Annotated in this window: 20 protein-coding genes and 1 pseudogene; 9 read left to right on the plus strand and 12 right to left on the minus strand. The window is 69.8% G+C overall.

The genetic code is table 11. The features are described 5' to 3' along the window. Window positions 1–70: 70 nt before the first annotated feature. The gene (gene trpD / locus QSJ60_RS11685; RefSeq protein ID WP_230768766.1) at window positions 71–1,123 is read right to left on the minus strand and encodes an anthranilate phosphoribosyltransferase; all 1,053 of its coding nucleotides are present in this window, start codon (window positions 1,121–1,123) and stop codon (window positions 71–73) included. A 173-nt stretch (window positions 1,124–1,296) separates the two neighbouring features. Between trpD and ctaE the strand changes: the two genes are divergently transcribed. From ctaE to QSJ60_RS11710, 5 genes are read left to right on the plus strand one after another with little or no spacing between them, the layout of a single operon-like run. Further along, complete coding sequence (ctaE, locus tag QSJ60_RS11690) at window positions 1,297–1,899, plus strand: aa3-type cytochrome oxidase subunit III (RefSeq protein ID WP_189086519.1); 603 nt, start codon at window positions 1,297–1,299, stop codon at window positions 1,897–1,899. A 47-nt stretch (window positions 1,900–1,946) separates the two neighbouring features. Continuing rightward, entirely contained in the window at window positions 1,947–2,738 is a 792-nt protein-coding gene (qcrC, locus tag QSJ60_RS11695) for a cytochrome bc1 complex diheme cytochrome c subunit (protein ID WP_230768765.1), read from the plus strand. 38 nt (window positions 2,739–2,776) lie between these two features. Next, window positions 2,777–3,847 carry a cytochrome bc1 complex Rieske iron-sulfur subunit gene (qcrA, locus tag QSJ60_RS11700; RefSeq protein WP_189086379.1) on the plus strand — a complete coding sequence of 357 codons (1,071 nt, stop codon included), beginning with the start codon at window positions 2,777–2,779 and terminating at the stop codon, window positions 3,845–3,847. Further along, window positions 3,844–5,448: a cytochrome bc1 complex cytochrome b subunit gene (qcrB, locus tag QSJ60_RS11705; RefSeq protein ID WP_189086380.1), complete on the plus strand. Its 1,605-nt coding sequence runs from the start codon at window positions 3,844–3,846 to the stop codon at window positions 5,446–5,448. The genes qcrA and qcrB overlap by 4 nt, the downstream gene beginning before the upstream one ends. 32 nt (window positions 5,449–5,480) lie before the next feature. Continuing rightward, window positions 5,481–6,389, plus strand: a complete 909-nt coding sequence (locus QSJ60_RS11710; RefSeq protein WP_285463712.1) for a methyltransferase domain-containing protein — start codon at window positions 5,481–5,483, stop codon at window positions 6,387–6,389. Between the two features lie 128 nt (window positions 6,390–6,517). Here the strand turns inward: QSJ60_RS11710 and QSJ60_RS11715 are convergent, their stop codons facing one another. From QSJ60_RS11715 to QSJ60_RS11735, 5 genes are all read right to left on the minus strand, one after another. Then, window positions 6,518–6,946, minus strand: a complete 429-nt coding sequence (locus QSJ60_RS11715; RefSeq protein WP_189086382.1) for a cytochrome c oxidase subunit 4 — start codon at window positions 6,944–6,946, stop codon at window positions 6,518–6,520. Further along, window positions 6,946–8,682: an aa3-type cytochrome oxidase subunit I gene (gene ctaD, locus QSJ60_RS11720; RefSeq protein WP_230768763.1), complete on the minus strand. Its 1,737-nt coding sequence runs from the start codon at window positions 8,680–8,682 to the stop codon at window positions 6,946–6,948. Before ctaD ends, QSJ60_RS11715 begins: the two co-directional genes overlap by 1 nt. Further along, a complete protein-coding gene (gene ctaC / locus QSJ60_RS11725; protein ID WP_189086384.1) occupies window positions 8,679–9,581 on the minus strand; it encodes an aa3-type cytochrome oxidase subunit II in 903 nt (300 codons plus the stop codon). The genes ctaD and ctaC overlap by 4 nt, the downstream gene beginning before the upstream one ends. A 202-nt stretch (window positions 9,582–9,783) precedes the next feature. Next, the gene (gene erpA / locus QSJ60_RS11730) at window positions 9,784–10,134 is read right to left on the minus strand and encodes an iron-sulfur cluster insertion protein ErpA (RefSeq protein WP_189086385.1); all 351 of its coding nucleotides are present in this window, start codon (window positions 10,132–10,134) and stop codon (window positions 9,784–9,786) included. A 132-nt stretch (window positions 10,135–10,266) separates the two neighbouring features. Beyond that, the gene (locus tag QSJ60_RS11735) at window positions 10,267–11,685 is read right to left on the minus strand and encodes a dipeptidase (protein WP_285463713.1); all 1,419 of its coding nucleotides are present in this window, start codon (window positions 11,683–11,685) and stop codon (window positions 10,267–10,269) included. A gap of 38 nt (window positions 11,686–11,723) precedes the next feature. On the opposite strand from QSJ60_RS11735, the gene QSJ60_RS11740 reads away from it, so the two are divergent. Next, complete coding sequence (locus QSJ60_RS11740) at window positions 11,724–12,305, plus strand: DUF3043 domain-containing protein (protein WP_189086387.1); 582 nt, start codon at window positions 11,724–11,726, stop codon at window positions 12,303–12,305. Window positions 12,306–12,373: 68 nt separating this feature from the next. On the opposite strand, the gene QSJ60_RS11745 is transcribed toward QSJ60_RS11740, so the two are convergent. Then, window positions 12,374–13,522 (minus strand): alkaline phosphatase family protein, encoded by a 1,149-nt coding sequence (locus QSJ60_RS11745; RefSeq protein WP_285463715.1) that lies wholly within the window; start codon window positions 13,520–13,522, stop codon window positions 12,374–12,376. A gap of 72 nt (window positions 13,523–13,594) precedes the next feature. On the opposite strand from QSJ60_RS11745, the gene QSJ60_RS11750 reads away from it, so the two are divergent. Further along, on the plus strand, window positions 13,595–16,066 hold the full coding sequence (locus QSJ60_RS11750) for a DNA gyrase/topoisomerase IV subunit A (RefSeq protein WP_285463716.1): 2,472 nt from the start codon (window positions 13,595–13,597) through the stop codon (window positions 16,064–16,066). Between the two features lie 76 nt (window positions 16,067–16,142). Here QSJ60_RS11750 and QSJ60_RS11755 read toward each other — a convergent pair whose 3' ends face one another. Further along, window positions 16,143–18,221, minus strand: coding sequence for a DNA gyrase/topoisomerase IV subunit B (locus tag QSJ60_RS11755; protein ID WP_189086389.1), 2,079 nt, complete (start codon window positions 18,219–18,221; stop codon window positions 16,143–16,145). Between the two features lie 145 nt (window positions 18,222–18,366). Between QSJ60_RS11755 and QSJ60_RS11760 the strand changes: the two genes are divergently transcribed. Then, entirely contained in the window at window positions 18,367–18,600 is a 234-nt protein-coding gene (locus tag QSJ60_RS11760; RefSeq protein WP_189086390.1) for a DUF7455 domain-containing protein, read from the plus strand. Between the two features lie 51 nt (window positions 18,601–18,651). Here the strand turns inward: QSJ60_RS11760 and QSJ60_RS11765 are convergent, their stop codons facing one another. From QSJ60_RS11765 to QSJ60_RS11780, 4 genes and pseudogenes are all read right to left on the minus strand, one after another. After that, a complete protein-coding gene (locus QSJ60_RS11765) occupies window positions 18,652–19,392 on the minus strand; it encodes a type 1 glutamine amidotransferase (RefSeq protein ID WP_285463718.1) in 741 nt (246 codons plus the stop codon). After that, window positions 19,389–20,645, minus strand: a complete 1,257-nt coding sequence (locus tag QSJ60_RS11770) for a MurT ligase domain-containing protein (protein WP_285463719.1) — start codon at window positions 20,643–20,645, stop codon at window positions 19,389–19,391. The genes QSJ60_RS11765 and QSJ60_RS11770 overlap by 4 nt, the downstream gene beginning before the upstream one ends. A 7-nt stretch (window positions 20,646–20,652) precedes the next feature. Continuing rightward, window positions 20,653–22,062 (minus strand): annotated as a pseudogene (locus QSJ60_RS11775) (RNA polymerase sigma factor); the annotation flags it as partial. A 209-nt stretch (window positions 22,063–22,271) separates the two neighbouring features. Next, window positions 22,272–23,195, minus strand: coding sequence for a proteasome assembly chaperone family protein (locus tag QSJ60_RS11780; RefSeq protein WP_285463720.1), 924 nt, complete (start codon window positions 23,193–23,195; stop codon window positions 22,272–22,274). Window positions 23,196–23,290: 95 nt separating this feature from the next. Between QSJ60_RS11780 and QSJ60_RS11785 the strand changes: the two genes are divergently transcribed. Continuing rightward, window positions 23,291–24,757, plus strand: coding sequence for a leucyl aminopeptidase (locus QSJ60_RS11785; RefSeq protein WP_285463721.1), 1,467 nt, complete (start codon window positions 23,291–23,293; stop codon window positions 24,755–24,757). The last annotated feature ends 48 nt before the right edge of the window (window positions 24,758–24,805 follow it).

The raw sequence follows: 24,805 nt of genomic DNA on the forward strand, positions 1-24,805 counted from the left end.
GATCGGGAAGGACGACGGATGCCCCGCACGCTCGTGCGGGGCATCCTCGCGTCCGCCGGTCGCGACCGGCTCAGCGCTGGGTCGCCGCGACCCACTCGCCGAGCTTGCGCGCCGCGGCTCCGGAGTCGATCGCCTCCTCGGCGACCGCCATCTTGTCCCGGAAGCGATCGATGATCGCCCGCTGCACCTGGGCGGGGTCCTTGGCCAACTCGAACGAGACGAGTCCCGCTGCGGCGTTCAGCACGACGATGTCGCGGATCGGGCCGCGCTCCCCCGCGAACACGCGGTGCACGATCTCCGCGTTGTGCGCCGCGTCGCCGCCCACCAGGGCGCTGATGTCGGCGCGCGGGATACCGAGATCGCGCGGGTCGAGGTCGTGCTCCTTCACCGTGCCCCGCGACACCTCCCAGATGTGCGAGTGGCCCGTCGTCGTGAGCTCGTCGAGGCCGTCGTCGCCGCGGAACACGAGGGCGGTCGCCCCGCGTGTCTGGAACACGCCGACGATGAGGGGGACGCGATCGAGGTGCGCGACGCCGACCGCGGATGCCTCGGGCCGAGCCGGATTGCAGAGCGGCCCGAGGAAGTTGAACACGGTGGGCACGCCGAGCTGCGAGCGCACCGGGCCGGCGTGCCGGAACCCGGGATGGAACGCGCCGGCGAAGGCGAAGGTGATGCCTGCTTCGCCGAGCACCTCGGCGACGCGCTCGGCGGGCAGCGAGAGGTCGATGCCGAGCGCGGCCAGCACGTCGGACGAGCCCGAGGCGCTGCTCGCGGCGCGGTTGCCGTGCTTCACCACCGGGACGCCGGCCGACGCGGCGATGACCGACGCCATCGTCGAGACGTTCACGGTGCCGAAGCGATCGCCGCCGGTGCCGACGATGTCGAGCGCCATGGGGTCGACCTGGAGCGGCAGCGCGTGCTCGAGGATCGCGTCCCGGAAGCCGACGATCTCGTCGACGGTCTCGCCCTTGACCCGCAGCGCGACGAGGAATCCCGCGAGCTGCGCCTCCCCCGCCTGGCCGGTCATGACCTGCTCCATGCACCACGCCGCGTCCGACACGCTGAGGTCCTCGCCCTCGAGGAGGGAGCCGATGATCGCGGGCCAGGTGCGTTGAGCCGTCATGGCTTCGATCCTACTGGCGCGGATTCACGGTGAATTCCCGGCGATCCCGCAGCGCAACTGAGGGTGACCTTACTTCAATGGACGGACACGGCTTGCCCTCCTGACGAAAACTCAGCGCTGGTTTCAGCCATAATGGAGGGGTGACGAGCACCTCTATCACTCCTCAGGCGAGCATGCCCGTGATCAATCGGCCCAACACCGTGGCGGTGGGGACGATCGTCTGGCTCGGCAGCGAGGTCATGTTCTTCGCTGGCCTCTTCGCTATCTACTTCACGCTGCGGTCGACGTCGCCCGAGCTCTGGACGTTCGAGGCGGGTCGCCTGAACTTTCCGTTCGCGCTGACGAACACGATCATCCTCGTGCTGTCCAGCTTCACGTGCCAGTTCGGCGTCTTCGCCGCCGAGCGCATGCAGCCGTACATGACCGGCGCCTGGTACAACCCGCTCAAGTGGGGCATGGTCGAGTGGTTCTTCCTCACCTACGCCATGGGCGCGGTGTTCGTCGCCGGCCAGATCTGGGAGTACGCCCAGCTCGTCAGCGAGGGCATCGCCATCGACTCGAACGCCTACGGTTCGGCGTTCTACCTCACCACCGGCTTCCACGGCCTCCACGTGACCGGCGGTCTCATCGCGTTCCTGCTCGTCATCGGCCGGGTCTTCGCGGTCAAGAACTTCGGCCACAAGGAGGCGACGAGCGCCATCGTCGTCTCGTACTACTGGCACTTCGTCGATGTGGTCTGGATCGGCCTCTTCCTCGTCATCTACGTGCTCAAGTGATGATTCCGAAGCGCCGACGCAGTATGTCCGAGAACAGAAAGAGCCCTATGAACCGCCAGAAGCGACGCACCGGCCGCCGGCACCCGCTCGCCACCGTCGCACTTCTCGCCCTGGGTCTGGTCTTCACCGGCGGCGCCTACGCGGCGTTCAGCACCGGCACGGCCCAGGCCGAGTCCAGCGCGAACTCGCAGCAGACGATCGACGAGGGCAAGAAGCTCTTCCAGGCGAACTGCGCCACCTGCCACGGCCTCGAGGCGCAGGGCACGAAGGAAGGCCCGAGCCTCATCGGCGTCGGCGCCGCGGCGGTCGACTTCCAGGTCGGCACCGGTCGCATGCCGATGCAGATGCAGGGCCCGCAGGCGCAGCAGAAGCCGGTCCAGTTCACTGATGAGCAGGTCAAGCAGCTCGCCTACTACGTCGCCTCGCTCGGCCCTGGCCCGGACATCCCCGCCGACCACCTCACCAACGGCGGCGGCGACGCCGCGAACGGTGCGGAGCTCTTCCGCATCAACTGCGCCATGTGCCACAACGTGGCCGGCGCGGGCGGTGCGCTCACCGAGGGCAAGTTCGCTCCCCCGCTGACGGACGTCTCGGGCGTGCACATCTACGAGGCCATGGTCACCGGCCCGCAGAACATGCCGGTGTTCAACGACATGAACATCTCGCCCGAGGACAAGCGCGACATCATCACGTACCTCAAGTACGTGCAGGACAACCGCTCGCCCGGCGGCTTCGAGCTCGGCTCGATCGGCCCGGTCGCAGAGGGTCTGTTCATCTGGATCTTCGGTCTCGGCTCGCTGGTCGCGATCACCGTGTGGATCACGGCCAAGTCCAACTGACGCACCCCGGCATCGAAGAAGCTTCACAAAGGAGAACCATGGCTCAGGACGACCACAGCGGCACGGAGATCGCCGCTGCCGACTCGTCGCACGCCGCGCCCGCCGCTTCGCCGGGCACCGCGCTCATCGCCCAGGATGCGTTCGAGAACCCGGGCTTCCCGCCCCACCGTCCGCGCGTCACCGACGAGGACCCGAAGCGCGAGAAGCGTGCCCAGCGCACGGTGTACACGCTCTTCTACCTGTCGATCGTCGGCAGCGTGTGGGCGATCGCCGCGTACATGCTCTTCCCGATGGAGTCGAACAACGTCGGCGACGTCCGGCTGAACAACCTCTTCATCGGCCTCGGCGCGACGCTCGCCCTGCTCGGCATCGGCTTCGGCGCCGTGCACTGGGCGAAGTCGCTCATGTACGACGTCGAGCTCGTCGACGAGCGCCACCCGATCGGCGGCTCGCCCGAGACGCAGGCCGCCGCGGTCAAGGTGTTCCAGGACGCCGACCGCGAGTCGGGCTTCTCCCGCCGCGCCGTGATCCGCAACAGCCTCATCGGCGCGCTCCTGGTCTTCCCGCTCCCGGCCGTCGTGCTGTTCCGCGGGCTCGCCCCGCAGGACCAGAACCCGATCGAGTTGCTCAGCCACACGATGTGGAAGAAGGGCACGCGCCTCGCGCTCGACCCCTCCGGCGCCCCGATCAAGGCGTCCGACGTCACAATGGGCAGCGCGTTCCACGTCATCCCCGAGGGCCTCCAGGACCTCGAGCACGGCAAGCTCGACGAGAAGGCCAAGGCCGCCGTCCTGCTGATGCGTCTCGACCCGAAGGACCTCAACGAGCTCCCCGAGCGCAAGGACTGGTCGTACGACGGTATCGTCGCGTACTCGAAGATCTGCACGCACGTCGGCTGCCCGGTGGCGCTCTACGAGCAGCACACCCACCACCTGCTGTGCCCCTGCCACCAGTCGCAGTTCGACGTGTCGAACCACTGCGAGGTCATCTTCGGCCCGGCCAAGCGGCCGCTGCCGCAGCTGCCGATCGCCGTCGACGACGAGGGCTACCTCATCGCGCAGAGCGACTTCACCGAACCTGTCGGCCCGAGCTTCTGGGAGCGTCATTGAGCACCGCAACCACCAACGCCCCGCAGAAGCGGTCGTTCACCGCGGCGGCGTCCGTCTACGTCAACGAACGCACGAGCATCGCGGGCTTCGTCAAGGAGCTCGGCCGCAAGGCCTTCCCCGACCACTGGTCGTTCCTGCTCGGTGAGGTCGCACTCTTCGCCTTCGTGGTCGTGCTCATCTCGGGCACGTTCCTGACCTTCTTCTTCCAGGCCTCCATGGCCGAGGTGCACTACAACGGCTCGTACGTGCCGCTGAAGGGCGTCGAGATGTCGGTCGCCATGGCGTCGACGCTCGACATCTCCTTCGACATCCGCGGCGGCCTCTTCGTCCGCCAGATGCACCACTGGGCGGCCCTGCTGTTCGTGGCGGCCATCGGCCTGCACATGCTGCGCATCTTCTTCACGGGTGCGTTCCGCAAGCCGCGCGAGCTCAACTGGGTGATCGGCTTCGTGCTGTTCATCCTGGCCATGGCCGAGGGCTTCACGGGCTACTCGCTCCCCGACGACCTGCTCTCGGGCAACGGCCTCGCGATCATCAACGGCATGATCAAGGGCTTCCCCCTGGTCGGCACGTGGATGTCGTTCCTGCTGTTCGGCGGCGAGTTCCCGGGCACCGACATCGTCGGACGCCTCTACACGCTGCACATCCTGCTGCTGCCCGCACTCGTGGTCGCCTTCGTGGCACTGCACCTCGTGTTCGTGGTCGTGCACAAGCACACGCAGTACGCAGGCCCCGGCAAGACCCCGGGCAACGCGGTCGGCCCGCCCATCCTCCCGGTGTACGCGGCCAAGGCCGGCGGCTTCTTCTTCATCGTCTTCGGTGTGCTGGCGCTCATCGCGTCGCTGTTCACGATCAACCCCATCTGGAACTACGGCCCGTACGACCCCTCGCCCGTCTCCGCCGGTACCCAGCCCGACTGGTACATCGGCTTCGCCGACGGCGCCCTGCGACTCATCCCGCCGGGCTGGGAGTTCGTCTGGCTCGACCGCACCTGGTCCTTCAACATCCTGGTGCCCATCATCGCGATCGGCGTGTTCATCGTCCTCGCCCTGATGTACCCGTTCATCGAGGCCTGGGTGAAGGGCGACAAGCGCGAGCACCACATCGCCGACCGTCCCCGCAACGCCCCGACCCGCACCGCGATCGGCGCTGCCGGCGTCACGTTCTACGCGGGCCTCTGGGCCGCGGCGAGCTCCGACCTCCTCGCGACGCACTTCTCGCTGACCATGGAGGGTGTGATCCACGCGCTCCAGGCCGTGGTCATCCTCGGGCCGTTCGTGGCGTACTTCATCACGAAGCGCGTCTGCATCGCCCTGCAGAAGAAGGATCGCGAGATCGTGCTGCACGGCTTCGAGTCCGGCCGCATCGTGAAGCTCCCCGGTGGCGAGTTCATCGAGGTGCACGAGCCGCTCGACGAGTACGAGCGCTGGCGCCTGGTCAGCTTCGAGACCTACGAGCCGCTCATGCTGCGCCCGAACTCGCGCGGCAAGATCACCTTCGGTCAGCGCCTCCGCGCCGGCATGTCGCGCTGGTTCTTCGAGGACCGGATCGCCCCGGTCACGAAGGGCGAGCTCGAGGCCGGTCACGGCGAGCACCACTGAGCCGACCCGCTCAGCATCAGCTCGGGCACCGCATGACCATTCAGACCCTGTCTGAGTGGCTGCGGTGCCCGAGCTGTTTCGCGTCTCCGCTCGAGGCGCTCCCCCCGCTGCAGCTGCGCTGCCCGAACGGGCATTCCTTCGACGCGAACAAGCGCGGCTACCTCACGGCGATCGGCGCGCCCTCCGCCGGCCTCCGCGGCGACGACGCCGCGATGCTCGACGCCCGTGACCTCGTGCACGACACCGGCTTCTTCGATCCCCTCAAGCACGAGCTCACGAGCGTGCTGCGGGGCTCCGCGCTCGGCCCTGTGCCGCGCGTGCTCGACGCCGGCTGCGGCACGGGCCACTACACGACGCTCGCGCTCGAGGCACTGTCCGGATCGAACGACACGATGCCGCGGGTGCTCGCGATGGACCTCTCCCCCGCCGCGGTCGTGCGAACCGTCCGCCGTCGGCCGGACTCCGTCGACGGCCTCGTCGCCGACACCTGGCAGCCGCTGCCGGTCCGCGACGCATCGATCGACGTCGTGCTCGACGTCTTCGCTCCGCGCAACGCGCGCGAGTTCCGGCGCATCCTGCGCCCGGGCGGGCTGCTGCTCGTCGTCGTACCTCGACCGGAGCACCTGCGGGAACTCCGCACCGACGGTCGTGTGCTGACCATCCCCGAGGGCAAGGCGGCCGCGCTCGTCGACGAGCTCGCTCCGAGCTTCGCGCTCCGCACCGCGCGGTCCGTCGACGCGCGCTTCGTCCTCGATCAGGATGCCGCCGCTGACGGCGCTCTCGCAGCGGCCATCATCGCGATGGGCCCGTCGGCCCATCATCGTGCCGCTGAGCCCGGAGCGGGCGCCCAGGAGCTCCCGGACGCCATCACCCTCGCGGTCGACCTGCTCGTGTTCGAGGCGGTCGGCGATGATGCCGGAGCCGGCGCAGCTCGCGAGTGACACAGGCCCGCGTACGGCCGCCGCGCACGGAGCCCGGCCCGCCGTACGCCGCCACCGCTCACGCTCGCGCACATACGCGGAACGGCCCGGCATCCATTCGGATGCCGGGCCGTTCGAAACGCGATGCGTCAGCGGGCGAAGTTGCCCCGGTAGTACTCGTAGACCCAGCCGACGAGCGAGATCAGCACGAGCGGGACCGCGATGAACGAGATCCAGAAGCCGACCGCGAGGCCGAGGAAGCCCAGCGCCGCGGCGCCCGCGAGCACGATCGGCCACCAGCTCCACGGGCTGAAGAAGCCCAGCTCGGGGTCGCCGTCGTCGATGTTGGCGTCGAGGCGGTCCTCGGGGAGCTCAGCGCCCTGCGCCTTGTGCACGCGTCCCAGGTAGAACGCGATGAACGCGGACAGGATGGCGGCGAGTGCGATGGCGATCATGCCGGCCCACTCGGGGCCGCCGTTCACCTCGATGCCGCTCGCAGCGGTCCACACGCCGTAGACGGCCGCGATGATCGCGAGGAAGACCGCGAGGATCCAGAAGAGGATGACATTCGCGCGCATTACTTGATCTCCTCCTTGGCGGCGTCGTACACCGGCGCCTCAGGGGCGTCCTTCGCGGGTCCGATGCCGACGGGCACGCCCGCCTCCGGGTGGTTGAGGTCGAACGCCGGGCGCTCCGAACGGATGCGCGGGATCGACGTGAAGTTGTGCCGCGGCGGCGGGCAGCTGGTGGCCCACTCGAGCGATCCGCCGTAGCCCCACGGGTCGTTGACCGTGACCTTCGGAGCCTTCCGCGCCGTGATGTACACGTTGAGGAAGAACGGGATGAGCGAGATCGCCAGGATGCCGGCGCCGATGGTCGACAGCTGGTTCATCCAGGTGATGTTGTCCTCGGGCAGGTACGAGTAGTACCGACGGGGCATGGCCACGACACCGAGCCAGTGCTGCACCAGGAACGTGGTGTGGAAGCCGATGAACAGCAGCCAGAAGTGCCACTTGCCCAGGGTCTCGTTGAGCATCTTGCCGGTCCACTTGGGCCACCAGAAGTAGAAGCCCGCGAACATCGCGAACACGACCGTGCCGAACACGACGTAGTGGAAGTGCGCCACGACAAAGTACGTGTCGGAGACGTGGAAGTCGAGCGGCGGCGACGCGAGGATCACACCGGTGAGGCCACCGAACACGAAGGTGATCAGGAAGCCGAGCGACCAGATGAGCGGCGTCTCGAAGGTGATCGAGCCCCGCCACATCGTGCCGACCCAGTTGAAGATCTTCACACCCGTCGGCACGGCGATCAGCATGGTCATCAGCGCGAAGAACGGCAGCAGCACGGAGCCGGTGACGTACATGTGGTGCGCCCAGACGGTGACCGAGAGGGCCGCGATCGCGATCGTCGCGTAGATCAGGGTCTTGTATCCGAAGATCGGCTTTCGGCTGAACACCGGGAAGATCTCCGACACGATGCCGAAGAACGGCAGCGCGATGATGTACACCTCCGGGTGTCCGAAGAACCAGAACAGGTGCTGCCAGAGGATGACGCCGCCGTTGGCGGGGTCGTAGATGTGCGCGCCGAAGACGCGGTCGGCACCGGCGGCGAGGATCGCCGCGGCGAGGACCGGGAACGCCATCAGGATGAGGATCGAGGTGACGAGCGTGTTCCAGGTGAAGATCGGCATGCGGAACATGGTCATGCCGGGCGCGCGCATCGTGACGATCGTCGTGATGAAGTTCACCGCACCGAGGATCGTGCCGAAGCCGGAGAGGCCGAGGCCGAGCATCCACAGGTTGCCGCCGACGCCAGGCGAGAAGGTCGTCGAGGCGAGCGGCTGATAGGCGAACCAGCCGAACGAGGCAGCGCCCTGCGGGGTGAAGAAGCCGGCGACCGCCATCAGCGAACCGAAGTTGAACAACCAGTAGGCGAAGGCGTTCAGACGCGGGAACGCCACGTCGGGGGCGCCGATCTGCAGCGGCATGAGCACGTTCGCGAAGCCCGCGAAGAGCGGGGTGGCGAACATCAGCAGCATGATCGTGCCGTGCATCGTGAACAGCTGGTTGTACTGCTCACGCGTCTGGATGATCTCCAGGCCCGGCTCGAACAGCTGGGCGCGGATGATCAGCGCCATCACGCCGCCGATGCAGAAGTAGATGAACGAGGTGATCAGGTACATGTACCCGATGACCTTGTGGTCGGTCGAGGTGATCCACTTGACGAGGATGTTCCCCTTGCGCTCCACCTTCGAAGCGCCGAACGGCAGGCTCGACGACTGCGGTCGAGCCGGTGCGGTCGTGGTGCTCATTCGGCTTCGTGCTCCTCTTTCAGTTCGGGCGCGCCCGTGCCGGGCAGGTTCAGGTTCCGGTCGTACTCGTTCGACAGCTGGCCCTCCTGGCCGGCGTCGCGGAGCGACTGGATGTAGTCGTCGTACTCGGCCTGCGAGACGACCTCGACGTTGAAGAGCATGAGCGAGTGGTATTCGCCGCAGAGCTCGGCGCACTTGCCGGCGTAGGTGCCCTCGCGCTCGGGGACGAACGACATGTAGTTCGTCTTGCCCGGGTACATGTCCTTCTTGTAGAGGAAGTCGACGACCCAGAAGGAGTGGATGACGTCGCGCGACTCGAGCTCGAGCTCGACGTTGGCACCCACCGGCAGGTAGAGCGTGGGCAGTGCGGCCTGGTCGACCGAGCCGGCGGGGCCGCTCGCGTCGAGCTGCGCCTGGATGCCGGGCGAGTACACGTCTTCGTTGACGTAGTTGAAGTCCCAGGCCCACTGCTTGGCGATGACCTCGACCTTGACGTCGACCTCGTCGGCGGTGAACCGCTTCTCGATCTCGGCCTGGTCACGCGCCGTGAAGGCGAAGAAGCCCAGCACGAGGATGAGCGGCACGATCGTGTAGAACACCTCGATCGGCATGTTGTACCGCAGCTGCACGGGCAGACCGGTCTGGCCCTTGCGGCGACGGTAGGCGATGACCGCCCAGATCGTGAGGCCCCACGTGATCACACCCACGACGAGGAGCACGATCCAGGAGGTGACCCACAGACCCGAGACGCGCTCCGTGTGATTGGTCGCGGGCGACTCGCCCTCGATGAATCCGGGGAGGAATCCGTTCAGCTGCGCCTGGGTGCACCCGGCGAGGACAAGAGTGAGCGTCGCTGCGATCGGAACTGCAGCCCATCGGAGTCGGCGATTGTTGCGCACCGGAGACCTTTCGGGAGACTCGAAGGCGCTTCACAGGGAAGCGCGGTGATCGCTGTCTAGCCTACTCCGACTCCGCGGCCCGGGTGTGCACTCGACCCGGATGTCGCGATCGCAACCGCGACGATTTCCAAGTGGATCTGCGAAAAAACACGCGAGGGAGACCGCGAAGCGGTCTCCCTCGGAGCGAGTTTTCTCGGGCGGATCAGTGGAACGAGTCGCCGCAGGCGCAACTTCCCTGCGCGTTCGGGTTGTCGATCGTGAAGCCCTGCTTCTGGATCGTGTCCTCGAAGTCGATGGTCGAGCCGTCGAGGTAGGGGACGCTCATCTTGTCGACGATGACCTCGACGCCCTCGAAGTCGACGACCGCGTCGCCGTCGAGCATGCGCTCGTCGAAGTAGAGCTGGTAGATCAGGCCGGAGCACCCGCCGGGCTGCACCGCCACGCGCAGCCGGAGGTCGTCGCGACCCTCCTGCGTGAGGAGGCTGCGCACCTTGTCGGCCGCGGGCTCGCTCAGCTTGACGCCGTGCGTGGTCTCGGTGATGGTCTCGCTCATGTCACTCCTCGTGATCTCGCCGTTCTGACGACGATTGTACGTCCACTCCGTAGAGCGTCGGCTGAATGCCGGATATTCCCGGCCCGCGGTCGAGCGACGCGGCGGGGCGCCCGCCGCGGGCCGGTGAGCGGGTCAGGCCCCGCGGGCGTTCAAGCGGCCGAACAGCAGCGCCTCGCTCAGCAGCGCGCGCTTGAAGACGCCGAGGTGCAGCGACTCGTTCGGGCTGTGCGCGCGCGAGTCGGGGTCCTCGACGCCCGTGACGAGGATCTGCGCGCCCGGGAACTCCTCGACGAGCTCGGCGATGAACGGGATCGAGCCGCCGACCCCCGTGTCCACGGCGGGCTTGCCCCACGCCTCGGCCATCGCCGCCCGGGTCTCCGCGACCGCCCAGCCGCTCGTGTCCACGAGGAACGCCTGCCCGCGGTCGACGTCCTCGAAGCCGAGCTTCGCCCCGAACGGCGCGTGCGCCTCGAGATGGGCGCGGAGGGCCTCGAAGGCCTCCCCGGCGTCCTGCCCCGGCGCGATGCGGGCGCTGATGCGAACCCGCAGCGACGGGATCAGCGTGTTCGAGGCGTTGGCGACGTCCGGCGCGTCGATCCCGGTGACGGTGATCGCCGGCTGTGCCCAGATGCGGTCGAGGATCGAGCCGCGGCCGATCGGGCTGACCCCCTCGAGGAGCCCGGCCTCGGCGCGCAGCTGCGCCTCGTCGTAGGCGGGGATGTCGAGCTGCGCACTCGTGAGACCCTCGACGGCGACGGCGCCCTCGGCGTCCCACATCGTCCCGAGCATCCGGATCGCGGCGAGCATCGCGTCGGGGACGGCCCCGCCGAACATGCCGGAGTGCGAGGCGTGCGCGAGCGTCTCGACGCGGAGGTTGAACGCGACGGCGCCGCGGAGGGCGACCGTGATCGCGGGGGTATCGATGTCCCAGTTGCCCGAGTCGGCGACGATGATCGCGTCGGCCTCGAGGAGCTCGCGGTTCTCGCGCAGGAAGTTCCCGAAGGAGCGGGAGGCCCACTCCTCCTCCCCCTCGATGAAGACCGAGAGGCCGAGGTCGAAGTCGCCGGATGCCTCGGCGAACGCCCGGATCGCGCCGATGTGCGCCATGACGCCCGCCTTGTCATCGGCGGCGCCACGCCCGTGCAGGCGATCGCCGCGCTGGGTCGGCTCGAACGGCGGCGTGTCCCAGTCCTCGTCCTTGCCGGGCGGCTGCACGTCGTGGTGGGCGTAGAGCAGCACCGTGGGGCGCCCGTTGCGCGCGGCGCGACGAGCCACGATGGCGGGCTGGCCGAGCTCGGAGCCGTCCTCGACCGGCGCGCGGCGAATCTCGACGAGCTCGAACACCCCCGTCCCGCGCAGCAGCTCCGCCACGGCCTCCGCGCTCTCCGCGACGTGCGCGGGGTCGAAGGCCGGCCAGGAGACGGAAGGGATCCGGACGAGTCGGCCGAGTTCGGCGACGACGCCGGGGAAGGCCGCATCGACGGCGGCTCGGATCGCGTCCGCGTTCGGCGTCGTGGGCTCGGCGGATGCGTGGTTCGTGGGGTCGGTCATGCCGGTAATCTTAAAGGTGAACCGATTCGAGGAATCCAGTGGCCAAGCAGCAGAAGACCGAGCAGACGTCGACCGAGACGCTCGAGGAGACGCAGGAGCGTCTGAAGAGCGGCGGCAAAGGCGTCCCCACCCCGACCCGTGCCGAGCAGGAGGCCGCGCGCAAGCGGCCGCTCGTGCCATCCGACCGCAAGGAAGCGGCGAAGCAGGCCCGCGCCAAGGCAGCCGAGGCGCGCGAGCGCGCCCGCGTCGGCATGGCGATGGGCGACGACAAGTACCTTCCCGCCCGTGATCGCGGACCGCAGAAGAAGTTCGTGCGCGACTACGTCGACGCCCGCTTCAGCATCGGCGAGATCCTGATCCCGGTGATGTTCCTGGTCATCATCCTGACCTTCGTGCCGAGCGCCGAGGTGCAGGCCATCAGCATCCTCGTGCTCTGGGCGTTCTTCGCCGTCGCCGTGCTCGACTGCATCCTCCTCGGCTACCTGCTGACGAAGAAGCTCCGGGCGAAGTACGGCGACAAGGCCGAGCGCGTGCGCTGGTACGCCGCGATGCGCGCGCTGCAGCTGCGTCCGCTGCGACTCCCGAAGCCCCAGGTCAAGCGCGGCCAGTACCCCGCCTGACCCGCAGCCGCAGGGCCCCGCCTCCGCGGCGGGGCCCTGCGGCGTTTCCGGGCGAGGGCGCGTCCGGCTCAGCGGGCGAACGCGCCGAGGCGGATGAGCGGAATGCGCGTCTCCTCGTCGCTCAGCGATCCGTGCTGGCCGATCATCCGTTCCGGTGCACGATTCGCCTCGCGGGCGTCGTAGTAGGCCACGCCCGCGCGGGCGGCGACGAGCAGATCGCCGATGCGGGGGCGCACGGCGTCGTCGACGCGGGCACCGAACAGCCCGGCGTCGATCGCCTCGTCACGGGTGAGCACCCAGGCGCGCTTCTCCTCGGCCTCCCGCCAGAGCCCGGCGACCCGCTCCCGCTCGGTGTCGGGAAAGGTGGGGTCGAACCAGAGCGCCAGGCAGCGGGGCTCTCCCCCGATGTGCCGCACCCCGTCGAGCAGGGCGGGCCGTGCGTCGATGTGCACGTGGCGGTGCTGCGGCACGTCGATCACACCGTGGTCCGCGGTCACCAGCATGCCGACGTCGCGCGGGAGCCGGGAGGCCAGCGCGGATGCCTCGGCGTCGAGTTCCTCGAGCGTCGCGAGCCAGCGGTCCGACTCCCAGCCGTGGGCGTGCGCGATCTGATCGAGCTCGGGCACATAGAGGTAGACGAGCGAGGCCCCGCGCGCGGTGACCGCCTCGAGCGCCTCGGCGAAGCGTTCGGCGAGGCTCGTGCCCGAGCGGTACTCCGCACCGCGCAGCACCGCCCGGGTGTACCCGCTCGTGGCGTACCGCGGGGCGCCGACCGCGATCGGGCGGATGTGGAGCCCACCGGCGCGCTCGAAGAGGGTCGCGCTGCGCTGCCAGTCGGCGGGGAGCTGTCCGTGCTCCCAGCCGTTCAGCTGGTTCGCCAGCACGTCGCGCGAGGGTTCGAGCGTGCGATAGCCGACCAGGCCGTGCTCGCCGGGCATGTCCCCGGTCGCGAACGAGGCGATGGCGGCGGCCGTCGTCGAGGGGAAGACGGTGCGGATCACGTCGCGCTTCGCCATCCGTCCGGCGAGGAATCGCGCGTGGCCGGCGCGCGCCTGCAGGTTCGTCGCGCCGAGGCCGTCGACGAGGAGGACGAGGGCGGAGCGCACGGGCGGCAGATCGAACGCGCCCCCGCCGCCGGTGACGGCCGCGAGCGAACTCGCGAGCACCCCGGCAAGCCGCGGGGTCGTGTCGTCGGGCACCGGTAGCATGGCAGGCATCGCGCCCAGTCTGACACAGGCCGGGCGCGCCCCAGTTGCCTCGCGCGCGAGCGCCTCGACCGAGATTGACGGATGACCCGAGCACCCCACGACCCCGAGCAGCCGCCCATCGCCGAGCGCATCGAAGACGTCGACGTCGCCGCCGAGATGCAGGGGTCCTTCCTCGAGTACGCGTACTCGGTCATCTACTCGCGCGCCCTGCCCGACGCCCGTGACGGCATGAAGCCCGTGCAGCGGCGCATCCTCTACATGATGAGCGACATGGGCCTGCGGCCCGACCGCGGGCACGTGAAGTCGGCCCGCGTCGTCGGCGAGGTCATGGGCAAGCTGCACCCGCACGGCGACTCGGCCATCTACGACGCGCTGGTGCGGCTCGCCCAGCCGTTCACGCTGCGGGTGCCGCTCGTCGACGGGCACGGCAACTTCGGCTCGCTCGACGACGGGCCGGCCGCCGCTCGATACACCGAGGCGCGCCTCGCTCCCCCGGCGATGTCGATGACCGAGAGCCTCGACGAGGACGTCGTCGACTTCGTCCCGAACTACGACAACAGCCACCAGCAGCCCGAGGTGCTGCCCGCCGCTATCCCGAACCTGCTCGTGAACGGCGCGAGCGGCATCGCGGTCGGCATGGCGACGAACATGGCGCCGCACAACCTCGTCGAGGTCGTGCACGCCGCCCGCCATCTGCTCGAGCACCCCGAGGCCGGCCTTGACGAGCTCATGGAGTTCGTGCCCGGCCCCGACTTCCCCTCCGGCGGCACCATCGTCGGCCTCGCCGGCATCCGCGACGCCTACGCCACCGGCCGCGGCTCGTTCAAGACCCGCGCACGGGTCAGCGTGGAGCAGCTCACCGCCCGCAAGGCGGGCCTCGTCGTCACCGAGCTCCCCTACCTCGTGGGCCCCGAGAAGGTCATCGAGAAGATCAAGGACGGCGTCAACGCCAAGAAGATCACGGGCATCTCCGACGTCACCGACCTCACCGACCGCAAGCGCGGAATGCGGCTCGTCATCGGCATCAAGACCGGCTTCAACCCGCAGGCGGTGCTCGAGCAGCTCTACCGGCTCACCCCGCTCGAGGACTCGTTCAACATCAACAACGTCGCCCTCGTCGACGGCCAGCCACAGACGCTCGGCCTCCGAGAGCTGCTGCTCGTCTACATCGGGCACCGCATCCGCGTGGTCACCCGTCGCAGCGAGTTCCGCCTCGCCCGCCGTCGCGAACGGCTGCACCTCGTCGAGGGCCTGCTCATCGCGATCCTCGACATCGACGAGGTCATCCAGGTCATCCGCACGAGCGACGACACCGACCAGGCCCGGCACCGTCTGCAGGACGTCTTCGACCTCAGCCAGCTGCAGGCCGAGTACATCCTCGAGCTGCGCCTGCGCCGACTCACCAAGTTCTCCCGCATCGAGCTCGAGGCCGAGCGCGACAAGCTGCAGGCCGAGATCGCCGAGCTCGAGGAGCTGCTCGGCAGCGAGGCCCGCATCCGGGCGCTCGTCTCCGAGGAGCTCGAGCAGGTCGCCGAGCTCTACGGCACCCCGCGGCGCACCCTCCTCACCGAGGCGAAGGCGCTCCCCGCCGGAGCCTCGCGCAAGGCCGTCGCCGCCTCGCTCGAGCACGCCGACGTGCCGTGCCGCGTCTTCCTCAGCGTGACCGGCCGCATCGCCCGCGTCGACCGCCCGGAGGGCGAAGAGACTCTCGCGATCACCGTGCCGGCCCGGCGCAGCAAGCACGACGCCGTGGCGTCGACGCTCGACACCACGAGCCGCACCGAGATCGGGGCGATCACCTCGAAGGGGCGCCTCGTCCGCTTCTCGCCGCTCGATCTGCCCACTCTGCCGGCGAACTCGGTGCAGCTGGGCGCCGGGGTCCGCATCGCCGACTACCTCGCGCTCAGCGACCGCGCCGAGCGCGTGCTCGCGATCGTGTCGCTCACGAGCGAGCAGCCGATCGCCCTCGGCACGAAGCAAGGCATCGTGAAGCGCGTGGCTCCCGGCGGGTACCCGAACCGGCCCGACTTCGAGGTGATCTCGCTGAAGCCCGGCGACGAGGTCGTCGGCGCGGTGCAGGGCGGTGACGACGCCGAGCTCGTCTTCATCGCGAGCGACGCGCAGCTGCTGCACTTCCCCGCGTCCTCGGTGCGCCCGCAGGGCTGCCCCGCCGGCGGCATGGCGGGCATGAAGCTCTCCGCCGGTGCGCGGGTGCTCTCGTTCACCGCGCTCACTCCGGCGGAGCTCGAGTCGACGGTCGTCGTCACGATCGCGGCGACGAGCGACACGCTGCTCGGCGCCGACCCCGGCGCCGCGAAGGTGTCGACGTTCGACGAGTTCCCCGGCAAGGGTCGAGCGACGGGCGGCGTGCGCGCGCAGCGCTTCCTGAAGGGACAGGACGCCCTCACGGTCGCGTGGGCCGGGCCCGAGCCGGCGTACGCCCTCGGCGCCGACGGCTCGGTGCGCGCGCTCCCCGAACCCGGGGCGAAGCGCGACGCCTCCGGCGTGCAGCTCGACGCGGTCGTCAGCGCCGTGGGCCGCCGCATCGGCTGAACCGCCCGGTGCCCCGGGCGCGCGCCCGACCGCCTGCAGCGCTCGGGCTCGGCTTCGAGCGCGGGCGCGCGCGGGTTCAGGCGTCGATGCGCTCGCGGCTGAGGCCCGTGGCGCTGTCGACGATGAACTCCTTGCGCGGCGCGACCTCGTTGCCCATCAGCAGCTCGAACACGCGCCCGGCATTCTCGGCGTCGGCGAGGTTCACGCGGCGGAGCGTACGGTGCTGGCGGTCCATCGTGGTCGACGCGAGCTGCTCAGCATCCATCTCGCCGAGGCCCTTGTAGCGCTGAATCGGGTCCTGGTACTTCTTGTTCTGCCGCTTGAGCGTCGCGAGCACGCCGTTCAGCTCGGCCTCGGAGTAGGTGTAGATCGTCTCGTTCGGCTTCGAGCCCGGGTTCTGCACGACGATGCGGTGCAGCGGCGGCACCGCGGCGAACACCCGCCCCTCCTCGATCATGGGCCGCATGTAACGGAAGAAGAGGGTGAGCAGCAGCGTTCGGATGTGCGCGCCGTCGACGTCGGCGTCGCTCATGATGATGACCTTGCCGTACCGGGCGGCCGAGAGGTCGAAGGTGCGACCCGAGCCGGCGCCGATCGTCTGGATGATCGCCGCGCACTCCGCGTTGCCCAGCATGTCGGCCACGGACGCCTTCTGCACGTTCAGGATCTTGCCCCGGATCGGCAGCAGCGCCTGGTGCTCGCTGTCGCGCGCGAGCTTCGCGGTGCCGAGCGCGGAGTCGCCCTCGACGATGAACAGCTCGCTCTGCGCGACGTCGCTCGAGCGGCAGTCGGCGAGCTTCGCGGGCAGCGAGGAGCTCTCGAGCGCGTTCTTGCGGCGCTGGGTCTCTTTGTGCGTGCGTGCCGAGATGCGCGCCTTCATCTCGGAGACGATCTTCTCGAGCACGAGCGAGGTCTGGGCCTTGTCGTCGCGCTTCGTCGAGGCGAAGCGCTCGCCGAGTTGCTTGGTGATGACCGAGGAGACGATGGCGCGCACGGCGGGCGTGCCGAGGATCTCCTTCGTCTGCCCCTCGAACTGCGGCTCGGGCAGGCGCACGGTGAGCACCGCGGTGAGGCCGGCGAGGATGTCGTCCTTCTCGAGTTTGTCGTTGCCAACCTTGAGCCGCCTCGCGTTCTGCTCGACCTGCGAGCGGAGCAGCTTCAGCAGACCCTGCTCGAAGCCGGCGAGATGCGTGCCGCCCTTCGGCGTGGCGATGATGTTCACGAAGCTGCGGACGACCGTGTCGTAGCCGGTGCCCCAGCGCAGCGCGACATCGACCTCGCAGCTGCGCTCCACCTCGGTCGGGATCATCGCGCCGCCCTCGGAGAGCACCGGCACCGTCTCGGTGAAGCGTCCCTCGCCCGTCAGCCGCCAGATCTCGGTGACCGGCCCGTCGGTGGCGAGGTGCTCGACGAACTCGGAGATGCCGCCCTCGAAGTGGAAGCGGTGCGTCTCGGGTGCCTCGCCGCGCTCGTCGACGACGGTGAGCCCGAGGCCGGGCACGAGGAAGGCGGTCTGCCGGGCGCGACCGAGGAGCTCCTCGATCTGGAAGCTCGCGCCCTTCGTGAAGATCTGCGGGTCGGCCCAGTAGCGCACGCGCGTGCCGGTGACGCCCTTCTTCACCTTGCCGACGGCGTCGAGGGAGCTGGACTGCTCGAAGGGGGTGAACGGCGCGTCGGGAGAGGGCGTGCCCCCGTCGGCGAAGCGACCCGGCTCGCCGCGGTGGAACGACATCGCCCAGGTCTTGCCGTCGCGGTCGACCTCGACGTCGAGCCGCGAGGAGAGCGCGTTGACGACCGACGCGCCGACGCCGTGCAGACCGCCGGAGGCGGCGTACGAGCCGGAGCCGAACTTGCCGCCGGCGTGGAGCTTCGTGAACACCACCTCGACCCCCGTGAGCCCGGTCTTGGGCTCGACGTCGATCGGAATGCCTCGCGCCTGGTCGCGCACCTCGACGCTCTCGTCGGCGTGCAGCACCACCTCGATCTCACGGCCGTGGCCGGCGAGCGCCTCGTCGACCGAGTTGTCGATGATCTCCCACAGGCAGTGCATGAGCCCTCGGGAGTCGGTCGACCCGATGTACATGCCGGGTCGCTTGCGCACGGCCTCGAGGCCCTCGAGCACGGAGAGATGGCGGGCGGAGTAATCGGAGCTCACGTCGGTCAAGCCTAGTGACCGGGACCGACAGTGCTGCGCAGCCACTGCGCTCTCAGCGAAATGCCCGGCGATACGGAAGGAACCCCGCGCGCCCCGTGTTTTGATTGATGAACACGGAAGTCAGCGCGTGAACGAAGGAGGAGCTATGACCCAGCAGACCGAGGCGAACGATGCGGTCGACGTCGAGCGTACCTACGAGCTCACCGCGCTCGATCGCTGCGACGCATGCGGCGCCCAGGCGTACATCCGCGTGGTCGTCGCGAACGGCGAACTCCTGTTCTGTGCTCACCACGGCCGCAAGCACCAGGAGAAGCTCTCGCAGATCGCGCAGAGCTGGCACGACGAGTCCGACCGGCTCCTCGTCGACGCTCGCGACTGAGTCCGACCGACTTCGCGAAACGCCCCGGCTCCGGCCGGGGCGTTTCGTCGTTCAGGCCGAGGGTTCGACGTCGAGGCCGGCGGCGCGGAGCTGCGCGGCGCGGGCGGCTGCGGCGTAGGCGTCGGCGGTGAGGGCACGCTCCCCCGGCGCATAGCCGATGCCGCGGCGCTCGGCCATGATCCGAAGCAGCGCGTCGGCGAAGGCCGGGTTCTTCGCGAGCACCGGCCCGTGCAGATGGGTGCCGATCACGGAACCCATGATGACGCCCTCCTGGCCCGAGTCGCGCCCGTTGCCCTCACCGGCCCGCAGTCGCCCGAGCGGCGAGGCCTCGGCGCCGACGTAGGCGCGGGCGTGGTTCTCGAAGCCCACGAGCTGCCCGAAGCGCGGCGTGCTGACGACGATGTCGCCGGTCACCCGACCGTCGCGCGGGACGGCGCGCCCCGGCAGGATGCCGAGCCCCTCGAGCGAGCTGCCGTCCCGGTGCTCGATACCCCAGCTGAGCAGCTCCCAGCCCGTGCCGACGGCGAGGATCGGGATGCCCTCGGTGCCCCAGCGGCGGAGTTCGTCGTGCATCGTGCGCAGCGCATCGCGGCTGCGCTCGAGCGAGGCGTCGCTGCCCGAGCCGAGCACGATCGCGTCGATCTCCCCCGGCAGCTCCGACGCGCGCTCGACCAGGACGGTGCGGGCGGCGATGCCGGCCCATTCCGCCCGCGTCTCGAGCACGGTCGCGTTCTGCGCGTCGCCGTTCGTGTTCTGCGTGCCGGGCAGCAGGGAGACGATCGTGAAGGTCATTCCGCCTCCGTGAGTCCGAGGTGGGCCCGGGTCCTGCGCATCGAGTCGGCGGTGAAGACGATCGTCTTCACCCCGTTGCTCGGCGCCGGCGCGGCCAGGAAGTCGTCGAGCGCGCGGCCGAGCTCGGGCTCGACCCGGTCGATCGCGACGCCGTCGTAGGCGAGCATCAGTGCGGCCTCGGCCGCCTTCGAGCCGCTGACGATGGCGACCCGGCCGAGCGAGGAGGCGTCGACCGGCCAGAAGTACGACGGGTCGCGCACGTCCGAGCCGATCGCGAAGAGGATCTGCTCGGTGCCCGCCGGGATCGCGTCGATGTTCAGCTGATAGCTCGCGGGATTCTGCACGAGGACGAAGTCCACGTCCTGCTCGCGGATGCGCACCCGCTCGCCACGGCCGAACACCGGGGGGATCCTCGACAGCGCCGCCGACGCGGTCTCGGGTGAGAAGTGCTCGCCGAGCACCGCGCGCGCCGTCGCGTAGGCGGCGGCCGCGTCGACCGCGTAGTGGATGCCTCGGGCCGGCAAGCCGATCGGACGCTCGACGCCTCCGTCGAGGAGCACCGCCGACGCACCGTCGACTCGGGCCACGACGACGCCCTCGGCCGGATCGAGGCGCGCCTCGCTCGTCTCGGTGTTGCCGAGCCCGCGCGGTGAGGCGGCGAGGACCTCGGCCGAGACGCCGAAGCGTCGGACCGCGACCCCGGGCGCCACCCGTGCGGCGAGCCGCTCGAGGTAGGCGTCGTCGGCGTTCAGCACGACGGCTTCGCCGGCACGTGCGGCGATCCGCGCCAGCATTCCGGCGACCATCTCCGAATCGTGGAAGCGGTCGATCTGATCGACCATGACGTTCGTGAGCGCCACGACCCTCGCATCGACGCCCTGCATGACGAGCGCGCCATGGCCCTCGTCCATCTCGAGCACCGCGACGTCGCCGGGGACCCGGCCGCGCCAGTCCGCCTGCTCGAGGAGCGCGGAGGTGAGCCCCTGGCTGATGTTCGCGGTGGACGGGTTCGTGAAGATCGAGACCTCGTGGGCGCGGAGGATCGCGACGAGCATCTTCGTCGTCGTGGACTTGCCGCTCGATCCGGAGACGACGACGAGCCCCTGCGGGAAGCCCGACAGCGTGCGCTTGAGGTACCCGGGCGCGATGCGGTTGACGATCAGCCCCGGGATCGCGGAGCCGCCGCCCGGCTTCCTCAGCCGGGCGGCGATCCGAACGAGCTTGCCGACGGCGATCGCCGGCGCGTAACGCACCGCCGGCCTACTCGAGGTAGTCCCGCAGCGACTGCGAGCGCGACGGGTGCCGCAGCTTCGCCATCGTCTTCGACTCGATCTGCCGGATGCGCTCGCGCGTGACGCCGAAGGTGTCGCCGATCTGGTCGAGCGTCTTCGGCATGCCGTCGCCGAGGCCGAAGCGCATGCGGATGACGCCCGCCTCGCGCTCGCTCAGCGAGTCGAGCAGCGACTCGAGCTGCTTCTGCAGCATCGTGAAGCCAACCGCGTCGGCCGGCACGACCGCCTCGGTGTCCTCGATGAGGTCGCCGAACTCGCTGTCGCCGTCCTCGCCGAGCGGGGTGTGCAGCGAGATCGGCTCCCGACCGTATTTCTGCACCTCGATGACCTTCTCAGGGGTCATGTCGAGCTCCTTCGAGAGCTCTTCCGGCGTGGGCTCGCGCCCCAGGTCCTGCAGCATCTGACGCTGCACCCGGGCGAGCTTGTTGATGACCTCGACCATGTGCACCGGGATGCGGATGGTGCGCGCCTGGTCGGCCATGGCGCGCGTGATCGCCTGCCGGATCCACCAGGTGGCGTACGTCGAGAACTTGAAGCCCTTGGTGTAGTCGAACTTCTCGACCGCGCGGATGAGACCGAGGTTGCCCTCCTGGATCAGGTCCAGGAACTGCATGCCGCGGCCGGTGTAGCGCTTCGCGAGCGAGACGACGAGACGCAGGTTCGCGCCGAGCAGGTGGCTCTTCGCCCGCTGCCCGTCCTTCGCGACCCACTGCAGCTCGCGACCGAGCTGCGAGCGCTTCTCGGCGTCGGACATGTGCGAGAGCTTCTCCTCGGCGAAGAGGCCCGCCTCGATGCGCATCGCGAGTTCGACCTCTTCGGCCGCGTTGAGCAGCGCGACCTTGCCGATCTGCTTCAGGTAGTCCTTGACCGGGTCGGCGGTGGCGCCGGTGATGGTCGCGGAGTAGACGGGGACCTCGTCCTCGTCGTCGGTGGCGCGCAGCACGAGCGCACCGGTGGGGTGCGGGTCGGCCGGGATCGGCTTCGCCTCCTCATCGGTGTCGGCTTCATCGCCGGCCGCGTCGGTCTCGTCGATCTCGACCTCGTCGACGGCGGGCTCGTCGCCCTCGTCGAGCTCCTCGTCCTCGTCGTCGCCCTTGCGCTTGCCCTTCGGCTTGCTCGCCGTCTTCGCGGTGGCGGTGCGGGGCGTCTTCGCCGCGGTCTTCGCCTTCGGCGCGGCCTTCGCCGTGCCTGCCTTCGCGGCGGGGCGCTTCGTCCCGGCTGCGGCCGGCTTCTCGGCGGTCGCCTCGGCTTCGGCCGTCGCAGCCTTCGTGGACTTGGTTGCCATAGGTGTTGACCCTCTCCTCGTCGGTGCGCTCGCGACACGACGACGGTGCTCGGCATGTTCGGCTGCCCGGTATTCTCGGACCCTGCCCGATGTTTTCGGACACTACGAGGACCCATGTCAAGTCCGCAGCGAATGCGATCGAGATCGCCTCGGCCGACCAGAACGGGTCCTGCCTACAATTATACCAGCGAGCCGCCGGTTCCTTGCACGTTCGGCACCGATCGGCCACGCGCGCCCTTCGAAGAGTGAGAACGCCTCGGCATCCGCCGCTATTCCGCCGTACGGCGAGTCGGCGCCGGGGGTCACACCGGGTGCGGGGGCTCCTCGTCGGAGCGGCGGAAGGCCAGGAACTTCTCGAGCTCTGCGGCGATCTCGTCTGCCGTCGGCACCTCACCGTCCTCGTCGGTCAACGGGGAGCGCAGGCTCGTGCCGGCCATGTACGCGTCATAGCGGTGCTCGAGCGTCGTCACGAGCTTCGCGAGCTCGCCGTTCTCGGCGACCTGCTCGTCGATGCGCGCCACGAAGTCGCGCCCCTGCTCGCGCAGCACCTCGGTGGGGAAGATCAGCCCGGTGCCCGCGCTGATCGCCTCGAGCGCCGCGATCGCCGCCGCCGGGTACTCGGTGTCGCCGAGGTAGTGCGGGACCAGCAGCACGAAGCCGGCAACGGGCAGCTCGCGCTCGTGCAACCGGTACTCGACGAGGTGCAGTGCGTTCGACGGGACCTGCGTCGTCGGCCGCCAGACCGACATGGTCTCGATCAGCTCGCTGCGGTTGCCGCTCACGGTGACGCCGATCGGCCGCGTGTGCGGCACCGGCATCGGGATGGCGTTCAGCCAGCTGAAGGAGGCGACCTGGTAGCGCTCGACGAGCTCGAGCACCGCGCGAGAGAACCGCTCCCACTGGAAGTCCGGCTCGAAGCCGGTGAGCAGCAGGAAGGGACGGCCGAGCTCGTCCTTCGCGAGGTCGAGGGCGAGCCGCGCGGGCCGGTACTCGGTGAGGTGATCGCCGTCGAAGACGATGATCGGGCGGCGCGCCCGGTAGTCGAGCAGTTCGTCGGCGTCGAACTCGGCCACGACCGTCGTGTCGAGCGTCGAGCACAGGTACTCCGTGGTCTGCGCGACCGCGCCGCCGGCGTCGGCGAAGCCGGTGAGCCCGGCCACGAGCGGGAGGCCGAGCGGCACTTCGACCGCGGGGTTCGGCTCGTACAGGGATCGGGGGTCGCGCATGATTCCAGACTACTGAGACGGATCCGGGCCACCGCCGGCGCGGATGCCTCCCGCGAACGCTCAGAGCGAACACCGCTCCGCGTAGCATCGATGGCATGCCCACTCCCGTGATCTCGCTCTCCTCCTCCCCTGCCGTCGACGCCGCCGCCGACGTCGTCGTCCTCGCGTCGCGGAGCGGCGACGACGGGGTCGTCCTGCTCGCTCCGGACGGCTTCGAGTGGGCGGAGGGACAGCTGCGCGCGCTGGGGGCGAAGGGCGCGGCCGACGAGCTCGTCCGGCTCGCCGACCCGGGCGTCGAGGGCCGGGTCGTGGCCGTCGCCGGCACCGGGCCCACCGCCGACGCCGACGCGCTCCGGCTCGCCGCGGGAAGCGCGCTCCGCCAGCTCAGCGACGTGGAATCGGTCGCGATCGGCGTGCCCACCGCGTCCGCGGCCGAGGCCGCCGCGCTCCTCGAGGGCGCCGCGCTCGGGGCGTACCGATTCAACGAGTACCGCTCGAAGCCCAAGGTGCCCGTCGCCTCGATCACCCTGCACACCGGCTTCGACGACGAGGAACTGGGCACCGAGCGGGTGCGCGCGGTCGCCGAGGCGGTCGCCTCGACCCGCGACCTCGTGAATCTCTCGCCCTCCGAGCTCTTCCCCGCGAGCTTCGCCGAGCTCGCGGTCGAGGCGGCTCGCGCGGCCGGCGTCGATGCGCGGGTCTCCGCGGAGGACGAGCTCGAGGCCGGCGGCTTCGGCGGCATCCTCGGCGTCGGACAGGGCTCCACCCGCGGTCCCAGGCTCGTCCGCCTCGAGTACGCGCCCGAGGGCGCGACCCGTTCGCTCGCCCTCGTCGGCAAGGGCATCACCTTCGATTCCGGCGGCCTGAGCCTGAAGCCCATGCAGTCGATGGTGGGCATGAAGGGCGACATGGCCGGTGCCGCGGCCGTGCTCAACGCGACGATCGCGCTCGCCCGGCTGAACGTGCCGATCCGGGTCACCGCCTGGCTGTGCCTCGCCGAGAACCTGCCGTCAGGCACCGCCATGCGGCCGAACGACGTGCTTCGCATCCGCGGCGGCAAGACCGTCGAGGTGCTCAACACGGATGCCGAGGGCCGGCTCGTGCTCGCCGACGGCATCGTCGCCGCGAGCGAGGAGCAGCCCGACGCCATCGTCGACGTGGCCACCCTGACGGGCGCGCAGATGGTCGCGCTCGGCGGTCGGATCACCGGCCTCATGGGCGAGGACGCCCTCGTGCAGCGCGTACGCGACGCCGCGGCCGCCGTCGACGAGTCGGTCTGGCCGATGCCGCTGCCGGCGCATCTCCTCCCGCTCCTGAAGTCCGACGTCGCCGACCTGACGAACACCAAGCTCGGCGGCATCGTCCCGGGCATGCTGCTCGCGGGCGTCTTCCTCCAGGAATTCGTGGGCGAACGCGACGGCGAGCGGATCCCGTGGGCGCACCTGGACATCGCCGGCCCCGCGGACAACGGCGGAGCGGCCTGGGGCTTCACGAGCGGCGGGCCGACCGGCATCGCCGTGCGCACGCTCGTCCGCCTTGGCGAGGAGCTCGCCGCGGGGTAGTAAGGTCGAACCGGGGCGAAAACACTCGCCCCGGTCACCCGCTCCGGG

Origin of the sequence: Agromyces sp. NBRC 114283, from assembly GCF_030268405.1 — a bacterium.
Lineage (GTDB): Bacteria > Actinomycetota > Actinomycetes > Actinomycetales > Microbacteriaceae > Agromyces > Agromyces mediolanus.